At 57.7% G+C, this 17,642-nt stretch carries 20 protein-coding genes and 1 pseudogene; 13 read left to right on the plus strand and 8 right to left on the minus strand.

Annotation, left to right across the window (positions count from 1 at the left end):
• Window positions 1-33: 33 nt before the first annotated feature.
• Complete coding sequence (locus tag FP026_RS06295) at window positions 34-1,302, minus strand: MFS transporter (protein WP_246665265.1); 1,269 nt, start codon at window positions 1,300-1,302, stop codon at window positions 34-36.
• A 77-nt stretch (window positions 1,303-1,379) separates the two neighbouring features.
• On the opposite strand from FP026_RS06295, the gene FP026_RS06300 reads away from it, so the two are divergent.
• Window positions 1,380-2,267 carry a LysR family transcriptional regulator gene (locus FP026_RS06300; protein WP_149633780.1) on the plus strand — a complete coding sequence of 296 codons (888 nt, stop codon included), beginning with the start codon at window positions 1,380-1,382 and terminating at the stop codon, window positions 2,265-2,267.
• 116 nt (window positions 2,268-2,383) lie between these two features.
• Here FP026_RS06300 and FP026_RS06305 read toward each other — a convergent pair whose 3' ends face one another.
• On the minus strand, window positions 2,384-3,439 hold the full coding sequence (locus FP026_RS06305; RefSeq protein WP_149633781.1) for a DUF1176 domain-containing protein: 1,056 nt from the start codon (window positions 3,437-3,439) through the stop codon (window positions 2,384-2,386).
• Between the two features lie 160 nt (window positions 3,440-3,599).
• Here FP026_RS06305 and FP026_RS06310 point away from each other — a divergent pair, with 160 nt between their 5' ends.
• The 3 genes from FP026_RS06310 (at window position 3,600) to FP026_RS06320 (ending at window position 6,624) form a co-directional block, all read left to right on the plus strand.
• Window positions 3,600-4,658 carry a helix-turn-helix domain-containing protein gene (locus tag FP026_RS06310; protein WP_149633782.1) on the plus strand — a complete coding sequence of 353 codons (1,059 nt, stop codon included), beginning with the start codon at window positions 3,600-3,602 and terminating at the stop codon, window positions 4,656-4,658.
• Window positions 4,659-4,801: 143 nt separating this feature from the next.
• Window positions 4,802-5,677 carry a hypothetical protein gene (locus tag FP026_RS06315; protein ID WP_149633783.1) on the plus strand — a complete coding sequence of 292 codons (876 nt, stop codon included), beginning with the start codon at window positions 4,802-4,804 and terminating at the stop codon, window positions 5,675-5,677.
• 539 nt (window positions 5,678-6,216) lie between these two features.
• Complete coding sequence (locus FP026_RS06320) at window positions 6,217-6,624, plus strand: hypothetical protein (protein ID WP_112345609.1); 408 nt, start codon at window positions 6,217-6,219, stop codon at window positions 6,622-6,624.
• 44 nt (window positions 6,625-6,668) lie between these two features.
• Here the strand turns inward: FP026_RS06320 and FP026_RS06325 are convergent.
• Window positions 6,669-7,119, minus strand: a pseudogene (locus FP026_RS06325) (chromate transporter); the annotation flags it as partial.
• A 104-nt stretch (window positions 7,120-7,223) separates the two neighbouring features.
• On the opposite strand from FP026_RS06325, the gene FP026_RS06330 reads away from it, so the two are divergent.
• From FP026_RS06330 to FP026_RS06340, 3 genes are all read left to right on the plus strand, one after another.
• Window positions 7,224-7,679: a hypothetical protein gene (locus FP026_RS06330; RefSeq protein WP_149633784.1), complete on the plus strand. Its 456-nt coding sequence runs from the start codon at window positions 7,224-7,226 to the stop codon at window positions 7,677-7,679.
• Window positions 7,680-7,853: 174 nt separating this feature from the next.
• Entirely contained in the window at window positions 7,854-8,204 is a 351-nt protein-coding gene (locus FP026_RS06335; RefSeq protein WP_149633785.1) for a hypothetical protein, read from the plus strand.
• Between the two features lie 147 nt (window positions 8,205-8,351).
• Window positions 8,352-8,558: a hypothetical protein gene (locus FP026_RS06340; RefSeq protein WP_149633786.1), complete on the plus strand. Its 207-nt coding sequence runs from the start codon at window positions 8,352-8,354 to the stop codon at window positions 8,556-8,558.
• Here the strand turns inward: FP026_RS06340 and FP026_RS06345 are convergent.
• Complete coding sequence (locus FP026_RS06345) at window positions 8,555-8,971, minus strand: nuclear transport factor 2 family protein (protein WP_149633787.1); 417 nt, start codon at window positions 8,969-8,971, stop codon at window positions 8,555-8,557. The two genes, FP026_RS06340 and FP026_RS06345, sit on opposite strands and share 4 nt — an antisense overlap.
• Before the next feature lie 125 nt (window positions 8,972-9,096).
• Between FP026_RS06345 and FP026_RS06350 the strand changes: the two genes are divergently transcribed.
• The 6 genes from FP026_RS06350 to FP026_RS06375 all read left to right on the plus strand — a co-directional run bounded on the left by FP026_RS06350 (window position 9,097) and on the right by FP026_RS06375 (window position 15,341).
• Window positions 9,097-9,558 (plus strand): MarR family winged helix-turn-helix transcriptional regulator, encoded by a 462-nt coding sequence (locus FP026_RS06350; RefSeq protein ID WP_149633788.1) that lies wholly within the window; start codon window positions 9,097-9,099, stop codon window positions 9,556-9,558.
• 274 nt (window positions 9,559-9,832) lie between these two features.
• Window positions 9,833-11,173, plus strand: coding sequence for an MFS transporter (locus tag FP026_RS06355; protein ID WP_149633789.1), 1,341 nt, complete (start codon window positions 9,833-9,835; stop codon window positions 11,171-11,173).
• An 80-nt stretch (window positions 11,174-11,253) separates the two neighbouring features.
• A complete protein-coding gene (locus FP026_RS06360; RefSeq protein WP_149633790.1) occupies window positions 11,254-13,140 on the plus strand; it encodes a bifunctional sugar phosphate isomerase/epimerase/4-hydroxyphenylpyruvate dioxygenase family protein in 1,887 nt (628 codons plus the stop codon).
• Between the two features lie 83 nt (window positions 13,141-13,223).
• Window positions 13,224-13,895 (plus strand): TetR/AcrR family transcriptional regulator, encoded by a 672-nt coding sequence (locus tag FP026_RS06365; RefSeq protein ID WP_149633791.1) that lies wholly within the window; start codon window positions 13,224-13,226, stop codon window positions 13,893-13,895.
• A 141-nt stretch (window positions 13,896-14,036) separates the two neighbouring features.
• On the plus strand, window positions 14,037-14,912 hold the full coding sequence (locus tag FP026_RS06370) for a shikimate dehydrogenase (protein WP_149633792.1): 876 nt from the start codon (window positions 14,037-14,039) through the stop codon (window positions 14,910-14,912).
• A gap of 114 nt (window positions 14,913-15,026) precedes the next feature.
• A complete protein-coding gene (locus tag FP026_RS06375) occupies window positions 15,027-15,341 on the plus strand; it encodes an SDR family oxidoreductase (protein ID WP_281408578.1) in 315 nt (104 codons plus the stop codon).
• A 119-nt stretch (window positions 15,342-15,460) separates the two neighbouring features.
• On the opposite strand, the gene FP026_RS06380 is transcribed toward FP026_RS06375, so the two are convergent.
• From FP026_RS06380 to FP026_RS06390, 4 genes are all read right to left on the minus strand, one after another.
• A complete protein-coding gene (locus tag FP026_RS06380; RefSeq protein WP_149633793.1) occupies window positions 15,461-16,390 on the minus strand; it encodes an NADP-dependent oxidoreductase in 930 nt (309 codons plus the stop codon).
• Window positions 16,391-16,495: 105 nt separating this feature from the next.
• On the minus strand, window positions 16,496-16,648 hold the full coding sequence (locus FP026_RS30150; RefSeq protein ID WP_188112517.1) for a hypothetical protein: 153 nt from the start codon (window positions 16,646-16,648) through the stop codon (window positions 16,496-16,498).
• Window positions 16,649-16,741: 93 nt separating this feature from the next.
• Window positions 16,742-16,996, minus strand: coding sequence for a hypothetical protein (locus tag FP026_RS06385; RefSeq protein ID WP_149633794.1), 255 nt, complete (start codon window positions 16,994-16,996; stop codon window positions 16,742-16,744).
• Between the two features lie 319 nt (window positions 16,997-17,315).
• On the minus strand, window positions 17,316-17,615 hold the full coding sequence (locus tag FP026_RS06390) for a hypothetical protein (protein ID WP_149633795.1): 300 nt from the start codon (window positions 17,613-17,615) through the stop codon (window positions 17,316-17,318).
• Window positions 17,616-17,642 lie beyond the last annotated feature (27 nt).

Consider the following 17,642-nt stretch of genomic DNA (forward strand, 5'->3'; position numbering starts at 1 on the left):
TTACCAGAGCTGACTCATGGCCCAGCCGCCATGTCAAAGCCTGGTTGCCGAGTGCCATGCGACGATGGCAAAGAGTGATGACGTAAGAAGCAGCGCTGCGGCAAAGGCAAAGGTGACCCACCAGCCTGTGGCATCGAAGAGAGCGCCGCCGGCCGACGCGCCGATGGTGATGGCAAGCTGGATGGTCGCGACCTGCAGGCCGCCGCCGGCTTCCGCGTCATCCGCCATATATCTGCTCAGCCAGGTGCCCCATCCGACCGGAGCCGCGGTACCGAAGAAACCCCAGCCCATCAGAAGCGCCGCGGTAATGGAGGGCGATGTCCCGAACAGGACGAGCCCCATTGCAATGAACGCCATGACAAAGGGGATCGCGGCGAGGATGCTGAACAGCCGTATGCGCAGCAAATGGCTGACAGCATATGTTCCGGCCACACCTGCAAGGCCCATGAGCAGGAGAAGGAGCGACAGAGTGGAGATGGAAACATTGGTGACGGTCTCCATAAACGGTCGCAGATAGGTGAATAGGGCGAACTGGCCCATGAAGAGCATCATGACCGAGGTCATGCCAAGAGCGACCTGTGGCCGGACAAGCAGCCGAAACACATTCGGCGGCAGCGCCTTATCCCGCGAGGGCAGGGGCGGCAGGCTGATCCATTGCCAGACCAGAGCAAGCAATGCCAGCGGCACGACCGCGAAGAAGGTTCCGCGCCAGCCTATATAGTTGCCCAGCAGGCTGCCCAGCGGAGCTGAAATCGTGGCTGCAACGGCATTTCCCGCGTTGAGCATAGCCAGGCCCCTCGGCACCGATTCCTCGGGCACGAGACGCATGACAATGGCTGTCGACATCGACCAGAAGCCCCCGATTGCCACCCCAAGCAGGGCGCGACCAACCATAAGGACGGCATAATTGGGCGCCAGCGTTACAATGACACCGGACACGATGAGAACGGCGGAGAAGCATATGACCACGATCCGGCGGTCCATACCGCGGGTGATATTTGAAATGAAAAGGCTCGTCAGCACCGCAAAGACGCCCGAGATCGAGATGGCCTGTCCCGTCCGGCCCTCGGTTACGCCGAGATCGCCGGCGATCGGCGAAAGCAGGCTGACCGGCAGGAATTCGGAGGCGATGAGAACGGCGACGCAAAGCGCCATCGACAGCACGGCGCCCCATGCGGCGGGACGCTTTTCCGGGGTTGCTGTCGATACGGATCGTGAGTTGTCATGCGGGTCGGCGATGCCGCCGTCCAATGGTCGTGCTAGGGATTGCTGTGTCATGACCGCAAGATAGACACTGCGCATTCCCATGATTAGCCATTGCAATTCGCTTGGACTTATCGATCTTTGACATCAATCGATTGTCGAGTCGGAGATGAGAGATGAAGCGCGAAGACCTGAACGAGATGCTGTGGTTTCTGGCGGTCGCGGAGGAACGGAGCTTTACGAAGGCCGCGGCGAAACTCGGTACGTCCCAGTCCTCGATCAGCCACGCGGTCAAGCGCCTGGAGGCTCGCATGGGACTTCGCCTTTTGGCGCGCACAACCCGCAGCGTCGTGCCTACGGACGTGGGAGAGCGGCTTATCCGGTCGCTTGCACCACGACTTGCGGAGATCGAGACCGAAATAGACGAACTCATGGCGTTTCGGGACAAACCTTCCGGCACCGTGCGCATGACGCTCTCGGACCATGCTCTCAATAGCGTCGTCTGGCCGAAGCTGCGTCCCGTCTTGAAGGAATATCCGGACGTAAGGCTGGAGCTGAACATCGATAACGGCTTTCGCAACATCGTGGAGGAAAGGTTCGATGCAGGCGTCCGGCTTGGCGAAAGCCTGGACAAGGACATGATCGCCGTCAGGATCGGTCCCGATTGGCGTCTCGTCGCCGTCGCATCGCCGGAATACCTTTCCGTGCATGGGATTCCGGACCATCCGGAGGAGCTTGTAACCCACATCTGCATCAATCATCGGCAGGCACGATCGGGTGGTCTCTATGCGTGGGAGTTCGACAAAGGCGGCAGGGAATTACGCGTGCGCGTCGATGGGCAGCTGACCTTCAACACCTCTTACGCGATGATCGATGCAGCCCTCAGCGGATACGGTATCGCTTACTTGCCGGAAGATCTGGTTCAAGCGCCGATCGCATCGGGACGGTTGGTTCAGGTTCTGGACGATTGGTCGTCGGTCTTTCCCGGCTATTATCTCTACTATCCGAGCCGGCGGCAGAATTCGCCCGCATTCAGGATCGTTATCGATGCCCTCCGGCAGTGAGGGTCGCGACCGCGGGTGCCCGTCGCGGGCGAACTGTGTCGAAACGCGCGTGCGATTATTCCGCCAGAGCTTGTTGAGCGCATTTTCTGCCGCCGAAGGATTGCCCAAATAGCGCTTCACCTCGTCCGAAACAGAACCGGCCAATCTCCGAGTTGGCTGCCGCCGCAGGTGCCCTGATAGGATACCGCCGCCAACTGAAACCACGCGCCATCCCATACCCATTCGGCGGTGAGCCCACAATCGCCAACTGCGCGCCCCCTGCCTGCCATCTGCAATGATCCCGTATTCATATCGAAGCCCGGTTCCGTCAGTATTTTCATTTCGGTTCCGTCACCGCCGAGAGGAAGTTTCGGCTGAAACGGAATAGGGGCACCATTTCCGTTCCGCGGCACGATGAAAGCCAGCGACGATCCTTGATAAGCGCCCATGATGCAAGGAATGAACACAAGGGCGTGATCTGCGTCGAGCGGGTAAGCTTCTTCCTTGAGATCTTCCCTCGACGCGTCGACCTGGCATTCTTCCGCCTCAAACACGGCCTTGCCGGAATTTTTTGCTTGCAGGATAAGCTGCTGTTTTTCCGCATCCGATAAAGCGATATCAATCTTTCGGCGAGCGACGATGGGCAGGGCGGGTGCGGCTGTCACGCTCGATGCGGGAGCAACCCCTCTCTTGATCAGAGCGGTCACATTGCCGAGGCGGCCTTGACGATCATCCATATGCAGCAGAGCGGCGACCATGCCATCGAGCGGAATCACGGCTTTATCGGCCCCAACCTCCAGCTGGGTGGCGTTGCGTAAACCGGAAAGCAGCTCCATGACCGCCGCGGGATCGCTGCTCGAGATCGTTGTGAGATTTTCGTCGAGGCTGAGCTGCCATGCCGATCCAAAATGCAAGGATGTGCCATCGGCGCGAAAATCGTTCAAGCCGACCGGAAATGGGACTCCAATCGTCACTTTCGTGAGCGCGTCGGGACCGGCGGCGCGATGAAAGTGCATATCGGGACTGCTTATGACGCCATTCCTGAAGCCCTTGGCTTCGCAGGTCAAACCGTTGTCGCATGCAATCAGCCAGGACTTGTAACGATTATAGGAGGGATCCGCCGCGTTTGCCGTGCCGCCCAGAGCAAGGCTCACCAGCAGGAATACCATGAGGCGCTTGTGGAGATGCTTCATGCAGATTTTCCTTATCGATCACGCCTCGAATGAAGTTCGACTTTTCTAATTTAGAAAATGCACTCGGATAAACACCCAATACGTACAACCGGCCTATTGCCACAAGCTATGGTTCGCCTATGTTTGCTTCGCAGGCCAAACGAGGGCCGGGATTGCATTCATGGCGCAGACTTCGTCCGATTTAATCTACAATTTTTCGACCCTCAATTTTCCCGAGAAAGATCGGTTTCATCTTTGGGTCAAGGACAATCACTGCGACTGCAGGTTACGGGACTTCGAATCCGGCCCATTCGACGCGGAGGCGACCGGTGCCGCGTTTGGTCCGCTCATCCTGTCCGGCCGAAGGCTGCTTCACCAAGGCCGATCTCCCGCCTATGAAGTTCTGAGATCCGAGCAGCGCATCCGGACCGACGGATATGACTTCTATCGATTTACGTCAATTCTGAGTGGCCGCTTCACCTATCGGTCGACCGACGCTTCATCGATCAAGACGGCTGGCGACTTGTTCATACTAGATGCCGCCCAGGTCAACGATTGCCTGGTCGAGGCCGACAATACTATTTCGATTGCCGTTCCGCGGGATTTGTTGCCGAGCCAAACAGCGCTCCTGCACGGGCATACGATTTCAACTGGCGTCGCCCAGCTCCTCACAGATCATCTCGTTTCGCTGTTGCGCAATCTCACCAGGTTGCGGCCGCAGGAAATCCCCTATGTGGTGCAATCGACACTGCAGCTCCTGACGGCCGTGGTTTCGTCCGCATCCGATGCGATGCAGGCGGCAGCCGGTCCGATACGCGAGCTGTTACTTGGCCGCATCTTGCGCTACCTCGATGCCCATTTGCTCGAATCCGATCTGACACCGGACCGAATTTGCCGTGATATCGGGGTCTCGCGCGCGAAGCTTTACCATTTGTTCGAGGGCAATGGGGGCATCATGCGGCAGATACAGCGCAAGCGCCTGCGCCGGGCCTATCAGATGCTGGCGAATCCGAGCGGGCCGAGGCTCCATATAGCGGAGCTAGCGTGGAAACATGGTTTCTCGAACGAGAAGTACTTTTATCGTCTCTTCAAGGCTGAATTCGGCCATACGCCGGGCGAGACGCTGGAAATCATGTCTCGCCCGAATCTAGCTTCAGGATCGATTGCTCTTCATCCCCGCGAGAATCCGGTCGACGGCCCCTTGGGCTGGACGTTGCCCTTTGGTGTGCCGGACCGCTAAGGTCGTTTGCGCGAGCATGAGATGTATGAAAGTACACTCGAAATGGACATGAGCAAACCGGCCGCTGGTCAGCATGCCTTGAAGGATGTTTGGCCCTTCATTAGAAATCGCTGAGTTTTTCAACTGATCGGCATCTTCCACCCATGCTTGCCTCCAAATGTTTCTCCATTTTCTCGGTGGGCTATGGTCTGCTGATCTTCATCATACTGATCTCGGCGGGTTCGTTTGCCGTTCCAGCGAGCGCGAAGGACCGGATTGCCCTGAAATCCGAGGTGCCGGGTCTGAAGATCACCCGTCTTGCAAAATTGCCCGAGGTGCCGGACTCGGACTCCTCCGGAGCGCCGTCATGCGGCGTATTGCCCGAGACCAAAAGCGCGGGCGGCAAGATTGCCTCCGATCTCGGATGGGGCGTGACCGGCGAGGCGAAACTCGGCCCCTATGAGGCCGTCAGCTTCGCGGGCGAGTTCGACCAGGCGACCGGTTCGGCCTGCGCCATAGACCAAGGCAACATTGCGCTCTTTGACGGTTCGAACCTGCTGGCTCTGATTTATGCCGAGAAGAACAGCAAATTGACGATCGGCAGGATCACTGCGGTCACCGATCATCTGCGTATTCTCGACGGCGATCTCGTGCAGATGCCTATTGGCGAGATCAAGCTTGAAGGTGGGGATGTGGAGGTGAAGCCGCTGGCGGCCGAGGAACAGGTTTGTGACGGCAAGGCGGTGGTGCCGAACGTCTATGGCAAGCCCATCACCGAAGCCCGACAGGCAATCATTGCCAAGGGGTGGGAGCCATTTCAGAGCCCGTCGCCATCCTACCCGGATCCTTTCGGCGATAGTATTCGCAAGATGGGGGTCGTCGAGACGACTGATTGCGCCGGCACCGGTTTCGCCTATTGCAGTTATTTCTACCGCAAGGGCGACATGGAGCTGGATGTGAGCAGCTTTGGAGACGGGACACCAACGGTTTCGGATTATGACACGGTCTGCGAGCGTTCGAAATGGCATAAGGCGCAGTAGCGGCTAACGGCCGGCGCGTTTCCTCGGAATTCAAGCTCGATCGGCCTTGCTTGGTGACCTTGCGCACCTCCTTAGGAGGAGAGACTGCCATAGGTCGTCTTTTCCCACTCCAGCCGAGTGCAAATATCCGGGTACGGTTGTTGGCTGTGTGAAATTCTCAAGATTGGAACCTACGTGCACTTGTTATGGACGAGACTGCACAAGATGAACGAGTTGCCGTCGTTGCTCGAGAGAGTTTTGCTGCTATCTTACTGAAATGGAATGGAAATTTGTCAGGAGCCGCAATTCTTTTTCAAAGCCTGCAATGGTGGCAATTATGTGCGGGAGTATAGGCGGGTATACCGCTGAGGTCGTCATTCATTCATCGCCGTGGCTGTCATAACGCGTTACGCTCCCTATTCCCCGCGCGAAACGAGCGCTTTTCAGCGCTGTCGGGAACCAAGGGACAGACCGCCGCGCAGTCGCAAAGCTCGGCCGTGACCACGGCATGAGCAATCACGGAAGTATGCATCAGTCATCCGTCAACAGAGGAAATTCCCTTGCGTAAGATAATTTGCGCTTTTGCATTTGTCGCACTCTCATTCACGTCCGCAGCAGCCAGCGTATGTTCGCAGCACTACCAGAGCAGCGGCGTTCCCCTCGTCACAGGTGTGACTTATAAGACCTGGATGGAATTCCCCTCCGTCGGCCCAGCTGCTGCCTTCGATAAGGTATCGAGGGCGGTCCTGGCCGAAGGTTTTGTGGATGTGAATGTCGAGAAACAGCTCGGCACACTGACAGCTCAACAGGAAACGACCGGATCCGGCCGCCCGCAGACCTTGCGCGTCGTCGTCCGTAAGAGCGGCAAGGGCAGCCGTGTCGATGCCGTTTTCATGGTGCCGCAGGGACAGGTTGCTCCCAGCATGAGCGACAATCTCTGCCGTGTCGTCAATGCGGTGGCTGAATAAGCACTGCGGCCATCGCCAAAAGTACTTGGCGATGGCCGCATATCTCAAATGAAAGAGAGGTCGATGCCTCCCGCGCCTATCAGGAGCACGACCACCCATGGTGGCGCGCGCCAAGCGGCGAGCAGCACGAAGCCCGTCATCGCCAACGCAAAATCATAGGCTTTAGAACGCACTGGTCCAAACCGGATTATAAAGCGCTGCGGCAAGAATCCCGACGACCGCGGCATTTGCACCGCGCAAGACTGCCTGCGCTAGGGAATAGCGACGGAAATCATCCCAGAACGGCAGGGCGCCGATCAATAGCAAAAGACCTGGCAAGAAGATCCCGACAAGCGCAATCGCCGCCCCGACGATGCCATGCGGGGGTGGGTCTGTCACGGCGCCGGGATGCGCCGCGAAGGTGAACAGCGGTCCTGGGACTGCCTGGGCTGCGCCATAGCCCGCCAGGAACGTGTCGGCATTGACCTAGCCGGTGTTGACTACCTCCGCCTCCATTCGCCTTGATCGCCTCGACAATCTTGAAAACCCGGAACCAATTTGGTTGCACGCCAGTTAGGATCAAACGGAAGAAGGAGAAAAAACAGGGATAGGAGAACAACATGTCGAATGTTTCGAGAACGGGAACCGACGATGTCAATAATGCAACTAGCCGCACAAGATTCGGACGCTCCGTCGAGAGCAAGGCCCAATTGCGGGATGCAGCTACCCTTTCATCGGCAATCGATGGTACGGAAACGCTGAATATCTATCGCCTGGAACCTATCGCTGCTCCGGAAGACCCGCACTGGGACAATGCGCCCAATCAAGGCACGGTCATCGTGGCAGCAAGAACCGCGGGCGACGCACGCATTGTAGCGGCGGGCAACGAGCTTGATTTTATGGAAGTCGATGCAGCACCCGCCGAAGGTGTCACGACCAGTAACGCGAGCGCGTTTCGAGACGACAAACTTTACACCGTCATCGAGATCGACCGTGGCCGAACCGACCTGAAACGGGGCATATTGGAAGGCGAGGTCTCGGTCGATACGATTGTTCCCGCGCAGGTCGGCCGTTGATCGTCCAGTCTAAGGTCGAGCCTCTTGGTGTCGGAGCGGATAGGGTGGTGCAATCAAGTCGTTGGAACAAATCTATCAAATCGCCCGTTGCGTTCACAGGAGCGCCCATGTGCCGGCGGCCAGCGTTCACCGAACATCTTTTTCCGATCTGATCTTTTGTTAACGGAGCGAAAAATGCCCGAGCGAAATGAGTCACCAGCGGTTCAATCCCTGCGGAAAGAACAGAAGCGGCAGCAAAGAAGCAGGCCGGCAAGCGAATTTGACAAAGCGCTTGAAGGCACCTTTCCCGCCTCGGATCCGGCTTCGGCGACGCATACCTCAGCCCTGGGCGGTATTGCCCTTGAGGATAAAGCTGGAGATGTGTCAGGAGGTGGCCCTGCGCGCCGGGAGGATCAATCCGACTCCGCAATGGAATCAAACACCGATCTCGGTACTTTTGGGGTTGAGCGGCGAATTCGCGAAAAACCCATCGCTTCCGTTCTGGCTGCCATGGCAATAGGATTTGCTTTCGGGTTGACGCGTTGAAGATGCTTGCCGGCAAGCTTCCTATCCCGCCAGATGACGAAAGCGGCCGCTTCCTTGAATTGCTGCGATGGTCCGCTACATCCGCCTCCATAAGATCGGAGGAGATCTGCCATGCCCCATCGCGCTCCCACAGGAAGTGATTGCCGAATGCTCGCGGAAGCTGTGTTGCAATGGTATTGCTTCTACGAAGTGCCGCCGGATGACGAGGCTTCGAGCGCCCTCGTCGGTGCGGCCCTCGAATTCTTTCGTGATGGTTATCAAACGACAGAGGACATTGCCGTGATGTTGATCGGAACCTACATCGGCATCTGGCCGACGAAAATCAACGCGCCCACGTCCGCCGCCATTCACTAATCCTGACGACCTCTCGCACGGTCTTCTGAGGAGACTTGTGGGGTGTCCTCGATGTCGAAGCGTGCGATCTTGCCGTTCGCCATACGAAAGATGTGCATCACGCGTTTGTCCTTCAATCCATGGGCCTGGTCCTTCAGCGGCTGGCCTTCAAGATCGAATATGGACTGGATTACCTCGACGGCGATGACATCATCACCGCTTGTCTGAATGGCAACCGGTTCGACATGTGGGCTGATGACCGTCCATTGCCGTGTCCAATAATCGCGCACGGCCTCACGCCCATGGACGTGGCCTCCCTCCATGCCGTTGGCCCAAGAGACATCGTCGGCAAGCTCGACGAGCACGCCGTCAATGTCTCTTGCGTTGAACGAGTCATAGATGCGCTTGATAAGTTGCCTATAGGTTTCCGACATATCGTTTCCTCAAGCTGGATTGAAACCATCGCTGGGCAGGATGAAGCCGAACTTGCCAGCGCTTTCGCCAATATATATATGTACATATGTATATCGCAGTCAACACAGGCAAGGGAAAGGCTGAAATGCAAGACGACGTGCTTTCGACGCCGGGGCATCTCATTAGTCTCGCAGCGCGCGGGTTTGCCCGTCTAAGCGAGGCGCGCTTGAAGCCTCTTGGGTTTGGCGTCGGCCAATTGCCGGTGCTGGTCGCGCTGCGGAACGGCAAGGCAAGCACGCAGCGCGATCTTGCTCGCTTCGCCAAGGTCGAGCAGCCGCCGATGGCGCAAATGCTCGCCCGCATGGAGCGGGACGGTTTGATCGAGCGAAAACCGCACCCGGAGGACGGGCGAAGCAGCCATATAAATCTCACGAAGGCTGCGAAGAAGCGCATGCCTGATGCGATCGAAACCCTGTTCCAAGGAAATCGTGATGCGCTGGACGGGTTTACGGAAGAGGAAGCGGCACAATTCGTTGCCCTACTCACCCGGCTGATCGCAAATCTGGATCAAATCACCGGCGCTGAGCCATCATCACACACATCCTAGGCTTCGACGAAGCCGAGCAAACGACCATGCGGGTAAAAGCCGAGCCGGCGCGATGCGTCGCCGCAGGCCATGCGTCGAGCCATCGCGAAACGGTAGAGCTTTACAAAACGAACTAGTTCGTACATTATTGCCCAGAGGAGTGAGGAATGCTGCCTTGGCAGCACCGATGACCGTCAGGATGAACTTGAATGTCCTGCGAGCGAGTGCGGGTAGAACCCGGATGCACCCGGTCGCGGCGCTCTTTTGACATCGGAATTCTTCGGGAGGAACGACAATGACAACACAGGTTGAACATAAGATGCCCAAGCGGGCAGCGCTCGCGAGTTGGCTCGGAAGTGCGGTCGAGTACTATGATTTCTTCGTCTACGGGACAGCGGCCGCGCTGATTTTTCCAAAAATCTTCTTTTCGGCGGAAGATCCGCAAACGGCAGCCATCGCCTCCTTTGCAACCTTTGGTGTAGCCTACATCATGCGGCCCCTAGGTGCGGTCATTCTCGGTCATGTCGGCGACAAGTTCGGCCGCAAGAAGGTGCTGACCTTCACTTTGCTCCTTATGGGCTTTTCGACCTTCATCATCGGTTGCCTGCCGACCTACAATCAAGCTGGCATTCTGGCGCCGATTCTTCTGGTTCTGGCGCGCTTGCTCCAGGGCATTTCGGCTGCCGGCGAACAGGCCGGCGCCAGTTCCATGACGCTAGAGCATGCCCCTGAAAACCGACGCGCCTTCTTTACCAGCTTCACGCTGAGCGGAACGCAAGCCGGGTTGATCCTTGCAACATTGGTCTTCATCCCGCTTGGAAAGCTCGATGAGGCCGCATTGATGTCCTGGGGCTGGCGCGTGCCCTTCTTTCTGAGCTTCGTGGTTGTCATCGTCGGATTCTGGGTTCGCCGAACACTCGCTGAAACGCCTGCTTTCCTGGAGGAAACAAAGAAGGGAGAGGTTGCGAAAGTACCGCTTGTCTCGCTTCTCACCAACTATTGGACCGATGTTCTCCGCATCATCTTCGCCGCGTTGATTTCCGTCGTCAGCACCATTTTCAGCGTCTTCACGCTGTCCTATGCGGTCAATACCATGCATATCGACCGCTCGACGATGCTGACCGTTCTGGTGCTTGCCAATATCGTGGCATTAGGCGCCATTCCGGCATGGGCCACTCTCGCGGATCGCATCGGCCGCAAGCCGGTGTTCATCTTCGGCGCCATCGGCTGCGCGGTGCTGATTTGGCCCTATATCTGGGCCATCAGCCAGAACAACCTCATGCTCGTCTTCGTTCTCGGCATTCTGCTTTCGGGTGTGGTCTACAGCGCCTCCAACGGCGTCTGGCCGGCGCTCTATGCGGAAATGTTCGACACCCGCGTGCGTCTGTCCGGCATGGCGGTCGGCACCCAGATCGGCTTTGCGCTCGGTGGTTTCGCACCGACGATCAGTGCCGCCGTGATGGGCACCGGGCCGATGGGATGGGTACCGGTGGCCGTGTTTACCTCGATCACAGCCTTGATTGCTGCCGTCTCCGCGGCGACGGCAACGGAGACCTACCGAACGCCGATCGATCAACTCGGCAAGGATGGACGAGGCTTTGCAGCCTCGGTTCGCCACGTCGACCGGACGGTCTAGCGGTTAGTCTCCGGACAGGGATGACCTCCAGCGATCGCGGATGAATTTGTTGAAAATCGCCAAGAGAACGGGATGAAACAATGAAAACCTCGATCGCGACCGTTTCGATCAGCGGTGACCTCAAGGAAAAGCTCCAGGCCATCGCCAAGGCCGGCTTCGAGGGCGTCGAAATCTTCGAGAACGATTTCCTCGCCTTCGATGAATCGCCGCGCCAGGTCGGTCGAATGGTCAGGGATCATGGGCTGGAAATCACGCTGTTTCAGCCCTTCCGGGATTTCGAGGGCATGCCTGAACCCTTGCGCAGCCGGACCTTCGATCGGGCCGAACGCAAGTTCGATCTGATGCAGGAAATGGGGACGGACCTCGTTCTTGTTTGTTCCAACGTGTCGTCCGCGGCGCTTGGCGGCATCGACCGCGCCGCGGACGATTTCTTCGAACTCGGCGAGAGGGCGGCCAAGCGCGGCCTGCGGGTTGGATATGAGGCGCTTGCCTGGGGACGGCACATTCACGATCACCGTGACGCCTGGGAAATCGTTCGTCGGGCCGATCATCCGAATATCGGTCTCATTCTAGATAGCTTCCACACGCTTTCGCGCAAGATCGACGTCAATTCGATCCGGTCGATCCCGAAGGAGAAGATCTTCATCATCCAGCTTGCCGATGCGCCGCTGATCGATATGGATCTTCTCTATTGGAGCCGCCACTTCCGCAACATGCCGGGCGAGGGGGATCTTCCCGTTCTCGAATTCATGAAGGCCGTCGCCGCGACGGGCTATGACGGATATCTGTCGCTGGAGATTTTCAACGACCAGTTTCGCGGCGGCTCGCCGACCGCCATAGCCGTGGATGGCCGGCGGTCGCTCGTCTATCTTGGCGATCAGGTTCGCCGCGCGGAAAGCAGCAGCCTGACTTTGCCGCCCATGCCGGCGCGTGCCGATGTGGACGGCATCGCCTTTATCGAATTCACCGTCGACGAAGCCGAAGCGCCCGTTCTTTCTGATCGGCTGCGGGCACTGGGCTTTCGACATGTCGGGCGTCACAAAACCAAGCGTGTCTATGTCTTCCGGCAGGGCGATATCAATCTGGTCGTCAATACCGATCCGGACGGGTTCGCCGGTGCCTCCTATGCTTTGCACGGACAATCGGCCTATGCGATGGGATTGTGGGTGGATGATGCCGAAGCCGCAGTTGCGAGGGCTGTGGCCCTAGGTGCGGAACGTTTCGAGCAGCCATTGGCACCCGGCGAGATCGAAATGCCAGGTGTCAGGGGCGTTGGCGGTGGCGTCCTGTACTTTCTCGACCGCAAAAGCCCCCTCGCGCGCATATGGGAGATCGAATTCGATCCCGTCAACGACGATGCCGATCTGCGGCCGGTCGGTCTGACCGGTATCGATCATATTGCGCAAACGACGAAATATGAGGAACTGCTGACTTGGCTGCTTTTCTACACGGCGATATTGGATGCGCATAAGACGCCGATGGTCGATATCATCGATCCTGCCGGGGTCGTTCGCAGCCAGGTCGTCGAAAACGAGCGAGGCAGCTTGCGCATTACACTGAACGGCGCGGAAAATCGCAACACCTTGGCCGGGCACTTTATCGCCGAGACCTTCGGTTCGGGCATTCAGCATCTCGCCTTCGCGACAGACGATATTTTCGCGGCAGCGGCTGCCTTATCGGATAACGGCTTTGCCACCTTGATGATCTCGCCCAACTATTACGACGATCTGGAGGCGAGGTTCGGTTTGGATCCGGCTTTCACCGATCGCCTGAAGGCCCACAACATCCTCTATGATCGCGACGATCACGGCGAATATTTCCAGCTCTATAGCCCGACCTATGGCGAAGGCTTCTTTTTCGAGATTGTTCAGCGCAGCGGCTATCGCGGATATGGCGCGGCGAATGCCATCTTTCGCATAGCGGCGCTCCGGCGTCACCTGCGGCCGATTGGTGTGCCGAAACTTTAGTCTCTCCCCATTCGTGTAAAGCCTGTGTTAAAGCTTTGATCTTCTATGATGGGCAGAGACAGACCCAGGAAGACGGGCAGGGCATGACGAAAGCGCAAGCGGCCAAGATCGAGCGTCTGACGCGAAAGAACGATCCAGACGCGACCAAGGAAAATATTCTGAAGATCGCCACCGAGGAATTTGTCGCAGCCGGTTTTTCCGGTGCGCGCGTGGATGAGATCGCCGAGCGCACCAAGACGTCCAAGCGCATGATCTATTATTATTTCGGCAGTAAGGAAGGGCTCTATCTCGCCGTTCTCGAGCAAGCCTATACGAAGATCCGCACACTGGAGAGCGAGCTCGATCTCGAAAACATGCCGCCGGTTCAGGCGATGGCGCAATTGATCGCAAGCACCTTCGATCATGATGATCAGAATCCGGATTTCGTGCGCCTGGTCAGCATCGAAAACATCCATCGTGCCGAGCATATGAAGCGATCGGTCGTCCTGTCGCAGATGAACATCGCGATCATCGATATCATCACGGACATCCTCGAGCGAGGTTATGCCGACGGCAGCTTCGTGCGTCGGGTGGATCCGGTCGATCTGCATATGATGATCAGCGCCCAGTGCTTCTTTCGCGTTTCCAATCGCCACACCTTCGGAGCGATCTTCGAGCGGGACCTGTCCTCGGAAGAGCTGAAAAAGCGGCACAAGTCCCTGATCGTCGACGCCATTCTTGCCTTTCTGAGACATACTTCCTCCGAAATAGTCTGACGCGCATAGAGCCGCCTGGTTTGCGTCGGGGGATTTTTCCGGAGCAGGAGCGCGCGTCCTCATATTGACTTTACGTACTAGTTCGTACATTTTGCGGGAAGGCCTGTGGCGTGGCTTTCATTCGCCGCTCGGGAGGAAGAATTGGATACTCAACCCGCCGTTATTCCGCGCCAGCTTCATGTTGGATTGATCGGCGCCGGCATAGGCCGTTCGCTGACGCCGGCCATGCACATGCGTGAAGGCGAACATTGTGGCCTATCCTATCGTTACGATCTCATCGACCTGGATGTTCGTGGCCTCTCCGTATCGGACCTGCCGGCTCTTATCGACGAGGCCGAGGCGCAGGGCTTTGCCGGCCTCAACATCACCCATCCCTGCAAGCAGGCAGCGGTCGTACTGATGGACGATCTGTCGCCCGATGCCCAGACGCTGCGATCCATCAATACGGTCGTTTTCCAAGGAAAACGCAGGGTCGGCCACAATACCGATTGGTGGGGATTTGCCGAAAGTTTCCGGCGCGGGTTGGCGGGCGTTTCGCTTGCTCACGTCGTGCAACTGGGTGCGGGCGGCGCCGGCGTTGCCGTTGCCCATGCGGTGGCTGGGATGGGTGCACGTTCGATCGAGATATTCGACCTGGATCCCTTGCGTGCAAAGGCACTCGTGGACCAGCTGCAGCCGGCACATGGCACTTGCACTTTCTCGGTTGGTCGTGATCTGGCCGCGGCCCTGGATACTGCTGACGGCCTGGTTCACGCAACGCCGACGGGCATGGCCGCCCATCCTGGGCTGCCGCTCGATGCGCAACTTCTATCGGACCGCCTCTGGGTCGCCGAGATCGTCTATTTCCCGATCGAAACCGAATTGGTGATGCTTGCAAAGAAAAAGGGATGCCGCGTTCTCGACGGTGGCGGCATGGCGGTATTCCAAGCGGTGAAGGCTTTCGAGCTGTTCACCGGCATCCGTCCGACGACTGGGCGGATGATGCAGCATTTCAATTCGCTGCGCACCATGATCTGACCTGCGGCTGAAGCAGTCGATGCGGGAATCCGAAGATCATTGATCATTCCGACTGTCTCTGCGCAGGATCAATGTCGGCTCTGACGATGATCGACGACGCGCGCGTGGAGGTGTATGCCTGTGTGCGTCAAAGAAAGTCTGTGCGTGGTGTATTCGGGAACCAAGCATGCGGCGAGTGCCATGGCTGAATCGCTTCGGCGCGAAATTGGCAAGGACGGGATTCGCGTGACCTGCATTGAGCCCGGCGCCGTCAAAACTGAATTTGTATCGCATATGCGCGCAGACGTTCGCCAATCCGTCGAACAAAGACTGGGAGATATGGTGCAGCTGGAGAGCGAGGACGTAGCCAATGCCATTCTCTACGCGGTCACGCAACCGTCCAGGGTCAATGTCAACATCCTTACGCTCTATCCGACACAACAGGCCTAGCCGCTGGATTGACGGTTCGGCTAATGGCAGATCGATCCGGGCGTTCCCGACAAGAAAGAGCTGATCTTCAACCAGGACTTTTATCCCGTCATCTCATCGGCCGCATCGGTTCCTCTCATTCAGTTCAGCACCTTCAGGACGATTTTGCCTCGAATGTGATCTTCTTGAAGCGCCTTTTGTGCCGCCGCTGCCTCACGAAGCCCGAAGGTGCGATCGACGCGGACTTTCACCCTACCGCTGTCGATGAGTTTGGCGATCTTCTGGAGTTGGGCGCCGCTCGGCTGCGCGGTGTAGCGGCCGGTCCTGATGCCTTGGGCTTCGGCGCGCTGTTTATTGGGCTCCGACAGGGTGGAAATCAACGCACCGCCGCTTTTAATGATCGAAAAGCTCCGATCCTGTGTCTCGCCGCTCACAAGATCGAAGACGAGATCGACGGGTTCGACGATAGTCTCGAAGCGCTCTGATTTATAGTCGATGATCTGGTCGGCGCCCAAGCCACTCAGGAAGTCCCGGTCAGCCGCTGAAGCCGTGGTCGCCACCCAAGCACCGCTGGCTTTGGCGAACTGAATTGCAAGATGGCCGACACCGCCTGCGCCGCCATGGATGAGAACACGCTGGCCGGCTTCGAGCTTGCCGTGATCGAAGAGGCCTTGCCATGCCGTGATGCCCGCAAGCGGCACCGCAGCGGCTTGAACATGGTCCAGAGAATGAGGCTTCGTGGCGATCTCGTCCGATTTTGCGATCACGAATTCTTCGTAGCCGCCGTGATCCGGCGTCAGAAAGGCGAAGACCTCGTCACCCATCAGAAAACTTGAAACCGACTGTCCCGCATCGGCAATTTCGCCGCTGACGTCGCGACCGAGCACATAGGGGAAATCTTTTTCGGTGACGACGGGATATTTGCCCTCGCGCATCTTCGCATCGACCGGATTGACGCTCGCGGCAAAGACCTTGATGACCACTTCGTCGGTCGCTGGTATCGGCTGCTCGATTTGGTCGAGCTGCATGACCTCCGGCCCGCCAAAACGATGAATTCGTACGGCTTGCATCGTTGAATCTCCGTGCTGATTAAATCTTAGAACCGCAACCGAACAAGCCACTGTGCCGGAAGTTCCCAAAGCGGGAGATACGAAGAATGAATGATCCGAAAGCGTTCATGCCCGTTTCAGATATCTCCATGCCGCCATGCTGCCGAGAAGTTGAGCGACGCCGCCATAGAGCATGGCTGCGATGAAGCCGAGCGGAGGTTCATGGAAAAATGCAAAAACCGATCCGAGTATTGCCACGCCCATGGTTGCGCCGACCATGCGCGCGACTTCCTCTCGGAAGCAAACGTAGCGCAATTGAATTGGTTTCACGTCGCATGCGATCCGATCGGAACAAATACCCGTGGCCGTCGTTCAATCAAAGACATGCTCGGTCGGCGGCGCGAATGCTCGCGACCCCATCCCGGGCTCGGAGTTGACGATGAACCGCAAGTCAAAGGAAGAGCCGGACATTCGCACAACGCCGGCATCTCGTCGCAGGGTCGGTTCTTCTCTGATCGCCTGGATAGCGGCGCTGATTTTCGCTTTGTTTGCGGGTGCGCTTTTAATGAAATCGGAAAACCAGCTGAGCACAAATTCAGGGACGGATAGTGTGACGACGTCTTCCACGACATCGGCGCCTCCGATAAAGAACGAGGCTGCACCAATGCCGTCAACCAGGCAGAATTCCCCAGCAGGTTCGCTTGAAGTACCTGCGCGTGCCGATAATAGTTTGCAGCCATGATGACACCGACTTGTGGCCGGCCCCTCTGTTCCCAACGTGAAGGAGCAGGGTGGAGCGTCATTTCATCCACGGCAGTCGTACCAATCGAGTGAGAGACCGAGACCGGCAGTAGCATGTAGGACGGCGTCTTCGATTTTTTGTCGTAACGGGCCACGGGCGAATAGGGGGATCCGCGGATCTGGTTCGGTCCGAAGCCTGGAATTTTCACCAGAGCGCCTGGTGCTGAATATCATCCAACTGCGGCAGGATCGACATTTCTGTTTCCGAATGCCGCGCTATGGTCGGGTGGATCTCATCCAATGCGTGCCGGTGCAGAAGGGCAAACAGGGCATCGTTCATGTTTGCGCCATTGAAGATTTCGGGATCGTCACAGGCAACGTTGATGGTCCGCTCCACCACGCGGTTTACAGCCGCTTCGTTGACGAGAAACCCGCGCGCCCAATTTCTCAGCATGGCGCGGAGTGTCGGATCTTTTGGGAATTTTGCTGGTTTCAGGAGGATCATCATGCTCTCCCATGTCCTTGAAGGCGG

This window comes from Martinezella tropici, from assembly GCF_008370325.1.
Classification (GTDB): domain Bacteria; phylum Pseudomonadota; class Alphaproteobacteria; order Rhizobiales; family Rhizobiaceae; genus Rhizobium; species Rhizobium tropici_B.